The organism is Nonomuraea deserti (genome assembly GCF_004348685.1).
Taxonomy (GTDB): Bacteria; Actinomycetota; Actinomycetes; order Streptosporangiales; family Streptosporangiaceae; genus Nonomuraea; species Nonomuraea deserti.
This window is the reverse complement of the sequence record NZ_SMKO01000108.1, coordinates 22,886-30,670: the sequence shown is the minus strand read 5'-3', so window position 1 is coordinate 30,670 and position 7,785 is coordinate 22,886. Positions and strand designations below refer to the sequence as shown.

Sequence of the window (7,785 nt, the reverse complement as noted above, 5' to 3'; positions counted from 1 at the left end):
CCCGCGTCCTCCCCGACGCCGACCGCCAGCACCAAGGGCCTGCTCAGCCCGCTGAAGTACAAGGTCAGCCTGAAAGGCCAGTACCAGAAGACCAACTACTACTGTGTGCCCGCCTCGTCGTCGATGAGCCTGTCGACCTTCGGCGTCAAGGTCAGCCAGTCGACCCTGGCCAAGAAGATGAAGACCACCGCCTCCGGCGGCACCAAGGGCAAGTACGCCATTCCTGTGGTCAACACGTACCTCAAGTCGAAGGGGTACAAGGTCACCAGCACGACGGACGCCGACGGCAACGCGCTGGTGCTCATGGACCGGGTCTCCACCCAGGTGGGCGAGCTGCACAAGGCGCCGGTGCTCGCGGTGTGGATGGAGCAGCTGCCCTGGAACAAGGGCAAGGTCAAGGGCTCGAAGGTCGGTCACGCGATCATCGCGTACGGCTACGACAAGCTCGCGAACACCATCACCGTCTACGACCCCTGGAAGCCGACCGGCGGCTCCCACACCATCAACGCCTCCACCCTGGCCAAGGTCCTGCAGCCGGGCGGCAACATGTACTACATCTCGAAGCGCTGAGCCCCGAGGTCCTGTAGCCGGGCTGGTCGAAACTCTGATCTACTGCTCGGGTGCTGCATCACGTCGAGCTCTGGGTGCCCGACCTGGGGCGTGCCGCCGAGAGCTGGCAGTGGCTGCTGCAGGCCCTCGGCTACACCCCCTACCAGGAGTGGAGCGACGGCCGTAGCTGGCGGTCGGGGCGTACGTACGTGGTGCTGGAGCAGTCGCCGGCGCTCACCGCCGACCGGCACGACCGCTGCCGCCCCGGCCTGAACCACCTGGCCTTCCACGTGGACGGCCGGGCCCGGCTCGACGAGCTGGTGAGGCAGGCGCCGGCGCACGGCTGGACCCTGCTGTTCCCCGACCGCCACCCCCATGCAGGAGGGAACGAGCACTACGCCGCCTACCTGGAGGACCGCGACGGCTTCGAAGTCGAACTGGTCGCTGCCGATACGCCCACATAGCCCTTGTCCGTGGGTGCGTAGTTTGTCGGCCCTTCACGGCTGGTTCAGGTAAATGTCAGACAACGGCACCCGGTCGGTATACCGTCTCGTTTCGGTCTGATCCTTAAACCGGAACGGGTACTGCATCATGCGCAAGGTCCTGACACTCACCCTCGCCGCCGCCGCCACCTTCGGCCTGCTCTCCTCCGCGGTCTCCGCCACCCCCGCCGACCGTCCCCGGGACCTCCCGAAGGAGATCTACGGTGGCGCCTGGACCGCCGGCCACGTCCAGGGCATCGCCATCGACCAACGCAAGGGGTACATGTACTTCTCCTTCACCAACCTGCTCGTCAAGACCGACCTCAAGGGCAACCCGGTCGGGTCGGTGACGGGCTTCACGGGGCATCTCGGCGACCTTGACTTCAACGCCAAGGACGGGCGGGTGTACGGCTCCCTGGAGTACAAGGAGCAGGAGTCGTTCTACATCGCGATCTTCGACGTCGACCGCATCACCAGCATGAACATGGACGCGCAGACCACCGACGTGGTCAGGACCGTCTACCTCAAGGAGGTCGTCGACGACTACGCCGCCGACATGAACGGCGACGGCAAGTTCGACGGCAACATCGCCGAGACCCCCGACCACAGGTACGGGTGCAGCGGCATCGACGGCGTGTCGTTCGGGCCGGAGTTCGGCAGGAAGCACGGCAAGGAGCGGCTGACCGTCGCGTACGGCATCTACTCCCACGTCGGCAGGGAGGACAACGACCACCAGGTCCTCCTCCAGTACGACATCAGCCAGTGGAAGAAGTACGAGAAGCCGCTCACCGAGAACGACCCGCACACCAGCGGCCCCGAGAAGGTGGACGGGAAATACTTCGTCTACACCGGCAACACCACCTACGGCGTGCAGAACCTGGAGTACGACGACCATACGGGCAACTGGATGATGGCCGTGTACAAGGGTAAGAAGCCGCAGTTCCCCAACTACTCCTTCTTCATGGTGAAGGGCGACGAGCGGCCCAGGAAGGGCGAGATCGTCGGCCAGCCGGAGCCCGAGCAGGGCAACCTGCTCGCCCTGGCGCCGGGCGGGCTGGAGCACGAGGAGTCGGGCGTGCGCGGGTGGGAGTTCACCGGCGAGTACGGCCTGATCTCGCTCGGCCGGGGCCGCTACTACGCGTCCAGGGCCGGCAGGATCACGGAGGACGGCGAGACCAAGCACACCGGGCACGCCGAGCTCTACCGCTGGACGGGCCAGGTGCCGACGCCGTTCACCAAGGTCGGCTGAGCCCGCCGCCCTCTTGACCGAGGGTGAACCGGCACTTGACCCGGCGTCCACGCTTGCCGCGGCCCACAACACTCGCCAGCGGTCCGCACCTATCCCCTGTTATGGTCTTACCTTGCCTTAAAAACCTGGTAAAAAATCCTGTCTGGGGAGGGTCATGCAGACCAAGAGGAAGATCGCAGTCGTCGCATCCGTGGTAGCCGGGCTCGCCGCTCCGGCCGTGGCCGTGGCTCCCGCGGCCACGGCCCAGGCGGCGCCGGCGTGGTACGCCTACCACGACGCCAGCGCCTCCGAGAGCGTGGCGCTGGTGCACAAGCTCAAGCGCCAGGGCTACCGGCCGATCACGGTGAACGTCTCCGACGGAGAGCGCTACGCGGCCGTGTGGATCAAGAGCGGCTCGTCGCCGGAGTGGGGCATCTGGCAGGGGATGTCGCCCGCCGACTTCCAGAAGAAGTTCGACGCGGCCATGAAGGAGGGCGCGTTGCCGATCTCCGTCTCCGCCACGGGCTCGGGCTCCTCCGCCCTGTTCACCGCCATCTGGGAGAAGCGGCCCACGAAGTTCCTCACCAAGCACGGCCTCACGCCCGAACAGTTCAGCGCCTACAACAAGAAGGCCGCCGCCAACGGGCTCGCCCTCACCTCCGTCGACGCCTACGGCACCCCCGGTGACATCCGCTACGTGGGCGTGTGGACCGCCAACTCCGGCGGCGGCTGGTACTACACGTACGGCCTGTCGCGCCAGCGGCACCAGGCGGAGACCGCCGAGAAGAAGGCGGAGGGCTACCGGCCGGTCAAGGTGGCGGTGGCGCCCGACGGCACGTACACGGCCGTGTGGCGCAAGGACGGGCGCAGGTCCTGGGCCCACTACATCGACATGTCCGCGGCCGGCTACCAGCAGCGGTTCAACGCCTTCAAGAAGCGGGGGCTGCACCCCGTTCAGGTGAACGCCGAGAACGGCAAGTACGCCGCCATCTGGGAGTAGGACGTCGCCGCGCTCACTTGGCGAGGACGCGGACGTCTCCCGACCTGCTGCGGGCGACGATGGTGCGGGAGCTCCCGGGCTCGCGCCTGACCGTGGTGCGTTCGCGGCCCTCCTTGCTCGCGGCCGTGACCGCGTACGAGCCGGGAGGCACCTTCGCGGTCACCCTGCCCTCGCGTGAGAGCAGGTCGAGGTCGGAGGGTGGACGGTCGAAGGCCACGTCGATCCGCCCGTCGAGCGTCCGGCACCTGACCGCCTCCGACGTCAGGTGCTCGGCCGTGATCGGGCCCTCGCTGCGCAGCCGCAGCCGTCCGGAGGCGCCCGTCACCTGGATGCGGTCGCGGCTCACCACGTCCACGTCCTGGGCGAGACCCTTGAGGATGACGCCGTCGCCCGCTTCGACCGACAGTCGCACGCCGGGCGGGACGCGGACGTGGTAGCGGGCGCCGCAGTCGCCCATGACCATGTTGCAGTCGGCGCTGAGGCGGAGCGTGCCGTCGCGCAGCGACCAGGTGGCGTTGCCCTCGTCAGCGGCCTTGCCGCGCACCCACCGCTCTACCTCGACCCGCCCTCCGGCTCCCTGGAGCACGCGCACGCCGCCCACGGAGGACCGGATCCGCAACGCGGCCCCCGTGAAGGCGAACGACTCCGCGGAGCGCACCTCCGCGGCGTCGAGCTCCACGCCGCAGCCCGTCGCGGCCAGCGCCACGGCCGCCGCGCAGGCCGCCGATAAGGAGATCTGTCTCATGGGGACGATGGTGGCCGAGCGCCACTCGCCCGCCATCGGCCGTAGGACCGACCGCCGCCGGCGCCCCATCGGCCATTCGGCCATTGGCCCGGAGGCGGCTCCCCGGCTCGGCCCTTCGGCCATCCGTCGAAGGCAGGTTCCTCGGCCGCGTCAAAGGGCCGACAGCAGCGCGTGGACGTGGCGCAGCGGGCCCGACCCCAGCGGGCGCACCGCGACCGTGTCGGCGCCGGCCGCCCACAGGCTCTTGACCTGCGCCGCCGCCTCCTCCGGTGTCCCGGTGGCCATCACCACGTCCGCGGGCGAGACCCCCAGGAACTCCGCCTGCCCGGCCACCGCCTCCTCGACCGCCTCGGCGGCGCCGGCCCCCGTGTGCAGGTAGGTGAAGACCACGAGCTCGTGATCCGCGCCGCCGCCGATCTGCGCCCGGATGCCGGGCAGCTGCGCGGGACCGATGCCTTCGGGCACGATCGTGCCCTGCGCGACCCGTCCCGACAGCGCCAGCGAGCGCGGGCCCTTCACCCCGGCGAGCACGGGCGGCGGCTCGGCCGGCGGGTGCACCAGCGACACGCCGTCGAGACGTACGGACCGGCCGTGCAGGGTGACCGTCTCGCCGCGCAGCAGCGCGCGTACGGACGTGATCGTCTCCTCCAGGAGTGACAGCGGCGAGGGAACGGCGGCGCCGACCTGGGCCATCCAGCCGGGTACGCCGTGCCCGATGCCGGCGGCCAGCCGCCCGGGATGCATGCGGGCCAGGTTGGCCAGCTCCATCGCCAGCAGCATCGGGTTGCGCAGGGGAGCGGGGGTGATGCCGATGCCGACGCGCAGCCGGGACGTGACGGCGAGCGCGGTGGCCGCCGCCGAGACGCCGCCCGTCCAGCCGAGGTCCTCCACCACCCACAGGTCGTCGGCGGCGGTGCCGTCGAGCTCTCCGGCGAACGGGATCAGCTGCTCGGGCGGCAGGTCCCGGTCGAAGATGACGCCAAGCCTCATGGTGCTCTCCAGTAGTAGCGGTAGAGCCGGCCGACCTCCGAGTATCCGGCGCGCAGGAACGCGCCGGCCGTCGGGATGTTGGCGGCGTCGGTGGCCGCGACGATGCGCGGCACGCCGGCCTCGGCGAGCGTGCGGGTGCCCCTGGCCAGCAGGTCGTGGACGTAGCCGTGGCCGCGGTGCTCCGGGAGCACCCCGATGTAGGCGATGGAGTGGTCGTCGGGGGCCACCAGCCCGACGGGTGTGTCGCCCAGGTAACCGATGACCCACCAGTCGGGTTTGGCCTTGCGGTTGATCAGGTCGTCGTACATCCACCGGGCCTCGCGCTCGGCTCCCACGGTGGCCACCTCGACCTGGGTGTCGTGGTCGAGCGAGCCCTCGGACACGCGGATGAGGATGTCGAGCACGTAGGACGGGTCCATGGGGCGAGCGGGGCGGTAGGCCAGCCGGCCGGGGTCGTCGGGCAGGTCGGTGCCCGCCGCCCATTCGAGCATGAGCCGCTCGACCTCCATGGTGAAGCCGGCCAGGGCCAGGGCCTCGTGCTCGACGGCACGGTCGACGACGGGGGAGAGCCCGGGTTTGAGGGGGATGTCGTGGATTATCTTGCTCAGGCCCATCTCCGCCAGGCTGCGGCGCAACAGGCCGGCGGCGGCGACGGGGTCGGGCCCGGGGTCGAACTGCCAGGTGATCACCGGTTCGGAGCCGGGAAAGGGCGCCCAGTAGGCGAGGCGGGCCTGCCCTTCCGTGAAGCACCACTCGGGCCGCGTCTTGCCCTCGTCGAAGGCGGACACCAGTTGGGAGCGGGCAGGCTCGGGGAACTGGTCGAACAACGTGAAAGCCTCCATGCGCGCGTAGGGGGGCTCCCGCAGGTGTGCCCACGATGACATCTTCTCGCACACCTCCCGCGGATCAAGCCGCCCGCGGGTCAGGCGGCGTCGTCCAGGGCCGTGCGCGCCTCGCCGAGCGACTCCGTGGTCTCGAAATGGTGGTCGAGGTTGGTGATCGTCAGCAGGTGGCGGATCATGCCGGGGGCGACCACGAGGATCAGGCGGCCGCGCCGCTGGTGGACCTGGTTGAACGTGGAGACCAGCACGCCCAGGCCGACGGAGTCGCAGAAGGGGACCTCGGTCAGGTCGATGACGAGATTGAGCGGGTCGGCGGCGGCCAACGCCTGCTCCAGCTCGGCCTGCAGCCTTGGAGCCCCTGCCACGTCAAGGTCGCCCACGATGTGAACGACCGTGCAGCGGTCCTCTCGCCACTGTCTGACCACCATGGGCCTCACCTGTCCCGACCTGCAGAAAGATATGCCTATTTCTTACATATGTTCTGCATTGCCGTTTTGGTGGATGGTGTAACGCTCGGCTTCGCGGTCGGCATGGATTTCGACCTTTTCTGCCGGACCTTCGGCTGGTCGCTGCCGAGAATCAGCTCGATGCCGTCGATGTCCACCTCGCGCACCTCGGACCCGGGGATGGCGTCGGCCACCACCCGCGCGGCGTCCTCCTGGCCCTTGCCGTGGCGCACGACGGTCTTCTCGTAGTCGTGCTGCCTGGTGTTTCCCGGCTGGCCGGGCACCTTGAACCCGTACGCGACCAGCGCCTCCTTGGTGCGCGCGCCGAGACCGTTGATCAGCGTGCCGTTCTTGATCCTGAGCGAGACGCTCTCCGGCGGGATGGGAGACGGCCCGGCCGACGGCGTGGCGTCGGCCGACGGGGTGGGCGCGGCCAGGTCGCGGTCGGCGTCGATCCTGGCGAACATGTCGCGGGCCGCCCCCTTGTCCCACAACACCGCTGACTCCCCGGTCGGCGTCTTGTAGTCGACGTCGGCCAGCGGCACCTCGGCGAACTTCACGTCCTCCAGCGAGACGTCCCTGAGCTGGGTGGCGAGGCCGATCAGCCCGTCGTCGGGGTCGACCTTGACCGTGCTCAGCGTCGAGTTGACGAACGAGGCCAGCGTGCCGGGGTTGGCCAGCGTGCCCGCGCTCAGCGCCCGGTTGAGCAGCGCGGAGATGACCTGCTGCTGCCGGTCGATGCGGTCGAGGTCGGAACGGGCGGTGGCGCGGGTGCGGGCGTAGCCGAGCGCCTGGACGCCGTCGAGCTTGTGGGTGCCGGCGGGCAGGTTGAGCGCGATCCTCTGGTCGTTGATCGGCACCGGCGTGCAGACGGTGACCCCGCCGAGTGAGTCGACGACGTCGATGAAGCCGAGGATGTTGACCTCGATGTAGCGGTTGATCTGCAGCCCGGTGACGGACTCGACGGTCTGCCTGGCGAGCTTGGGCCCGCCGAACTGGTAGGCCGAATTGATCTTGTGGTCGCCCTTGCCGGGGATCGTCGCCCAGGTGTCGCGCGGCAGGCTCACCACCGTGACCTTGCGGTGGTCTTCCGACAGGTGGATGACCATCATGGTGTCGGTGCGCTGCCCGGACTCGCGGCCCAGCTTGAGCCGGTTCTGCTGCTGGCGGGTCAGGTCGTCGCGCTTGTCGACGCCCACCAGCAGGATGTTCTCGGCGCCGCTGGAGGAGGACGCGGTCACGCCCGCGTCGACCGTGCCGATCTGGCGCGGGGTCGCCCACACCACACCGGTCGTGACCAGCACGCACGTGGACAGGAAACCCGCGATCAGCACGTTGCGGCGGCGGGCCTTGGCGCTCCTGAGCGGCCTGCGGGTGCGGACGGGTGCGAGCTTGACGCCGCCATAGGCGTCTCCGCCCACGAGCACACCGGCGTCCTCCTCGCCCGGCTCGCGCATGCAAGTCCCCCTCTGTTCACGCCGGAGGATCGGGCTTTCGATTGCC

Annotated in this window: 9 protein-coding genes; 4 read left to right on the top strand and 5 right to left on the bottom strand. The window is 69.5% G+C overall.

Annotated features, from left to right (window positions below; all coding sequences use genetic code 11):
- The 4 genes from E1292_RS31125 to E1292_RS31110 form a co-directional block, all read left to right on the top strand.
- A partial coding sequence (locus E1292_RS31125; RefSeq protein WP_181958323.1) for a C39 family peptidase occupies positions 1-570 on the top strand: 570 nt, incomplete at its 5' end.
- 50 nt (positions 571-620) lie between these two features.
- Complete coding sequence (locus tag E1292_RS31120; RefSeq protein ID WP_132599358.1) at positions 621-1,013, top strand: VOC family protein; 393 nt, start codon at positions 621-623, stop codon at positions 1,011-1,013.
- A gap of 127 nt (positions 1,014-1,140) precedes the next feature.
- A complete protein-coding gene (locus E1292_RS31115) occupies positions 1,141-2,280 on the top strand; it encodes a hypothetical protein (protein ID WP_132599356.1) in 1,140 nt (379 codons plus the stop codon).
- Between the two features lie 154 nt (positions 2,281-2,434).
- Complete coding sequence (locus tag E1292_RS31110) at positions 2,435-3,259, top strand: hypothetical protein (RefSeq protein ID WP_132599354.1); 825 nt, start codon at positions 2,435-2,437, stop codon at positions 3,257-3,259.
- 13 nt (positions 3,260-3,272) lie between these two features.
- On the opposite strand, the gene E1292_RS31105 is transcribed toward E1292_RS31110, so the two are convergent.
- The 5 genes from E1292_RS31105 to E1292_RS31085 all read right to left on the bottom strand — a co-directional run bounded on the left by E1292_RS31105 (position 3,273) and on the right by E1292_RS31085 (position 7,739).
- Positions 3,273-4,004: a hypothetical protein gene (locus E1292_RS31105; RefSeq protein ID WP_132599352.1), complete on the bottom strand. Its 732-nt coding sequence runs from the start codon at positions 4,002-4,004 to the stop codon at positions 3,273-3,275.
- Between the two features lie 150 nt (positions 4,005-4,154).
- Positions 4,155-4,994 carry an LLM class flavin-dependent oxidoreductase gene (locus tag E1292_RS31100; RefSeq protein WP_132599350.1) on the bottom strand — a complete coding sequence of 280 codons (840 nt, stop codon included), beginning with the start codon at positions 4,992-4,994 and terminating at the stop codon, positions 4,155-4,157.
- Positions 4,991-5,878, bottom strand: coding sequence for a GNAT family N-acetyltransferase (locus tag E1292_RS31095; RefSeq protein WP_132599348.1), 888 nt, complete (start codon positions 5,876-5,878; stop codon positions 4,991-4,993). Before E1292_RS31095 ends, E1292_RS31100 begins: the two co-directional genes overlap by 4 nt.
- Before the next feature lie 38 nt (positions 5,879-5,916).
- The gene (locus E1292_RS31090; RefSeq protein WP_132599346.1) at positions 5,917-6,264 is read right to left on the bottom strand and encodes an STAS domain-containing protein; all 348 of its coding nucleotides are present in this window, start codon (positions 6,262-6,264) and stop codon (positions 5,917-5,919) included.
- 35 nt (positions 6,265-6,299) lie between these two features.
- On the bottom strand, positions 6,300-7,739 hold the full coding sequence (locus tag E1292_RS31085; protein WP_132599344.1) for an LCP family protein: 1,440 nt from the start codon (positions 7,737-7,739) through the stop codon (positions 6,300-6,302).
- Between the last annotated feature and the right edge of the window lie 46 nt (positions 7,740-7,785).

Coding starts and splice junctions, on each gene's coding strand:
- E1292_RS31115 (WP_132599356.1), top strand. CDS start 1,141: ATGCGCAAGGTCCTGACACTCACCCTCGCCGCCGCCGCCACCTTCGGC.
- E1292_RS31110 (WP_132599354.1), top strand. CDS start 2,435: ATGCAGACCAAGAGGAAGATCGCAGTCGTCGCATCCGTGGTAGCCGGG.
- E1292_RS31105 (WP_132599352.1), bottom strand. CDS start 4,004: ATGAGACAGATCTCCTTATCGGCGGCCTGCGCGGCGGCCGTGGCGCTG.
- E1292_RS31100 (WP_132599350.1), bottom strand. CDS start 4,994: ATGAGGCTTGGCGTCATCTTCGACCGGGACCTGCCGCCCGAGCAGCTG.
- E1292_RS31095 (WP_132599348.1), bottom strand. CDS start 5,878: ATGTCATCGTGGGCACACCTGCGGGAGCCCCCCTACGCGCGCATGGAG.
- E1292_RS31090 (WP_132599346.1), bottom strand. CDS start 6,264: ATGGTGGTCAGACAGTGGCGAGAGGACCGCTGCACGGTCGTTCACATC.
- E1292_RS31085 (WP_132599344.1), bottom strand. CDS start 7,739: ATGCGCGAGCCGGGCGAGGAGGACGCCGGTGTGCTCGTGGGCGGAGAC.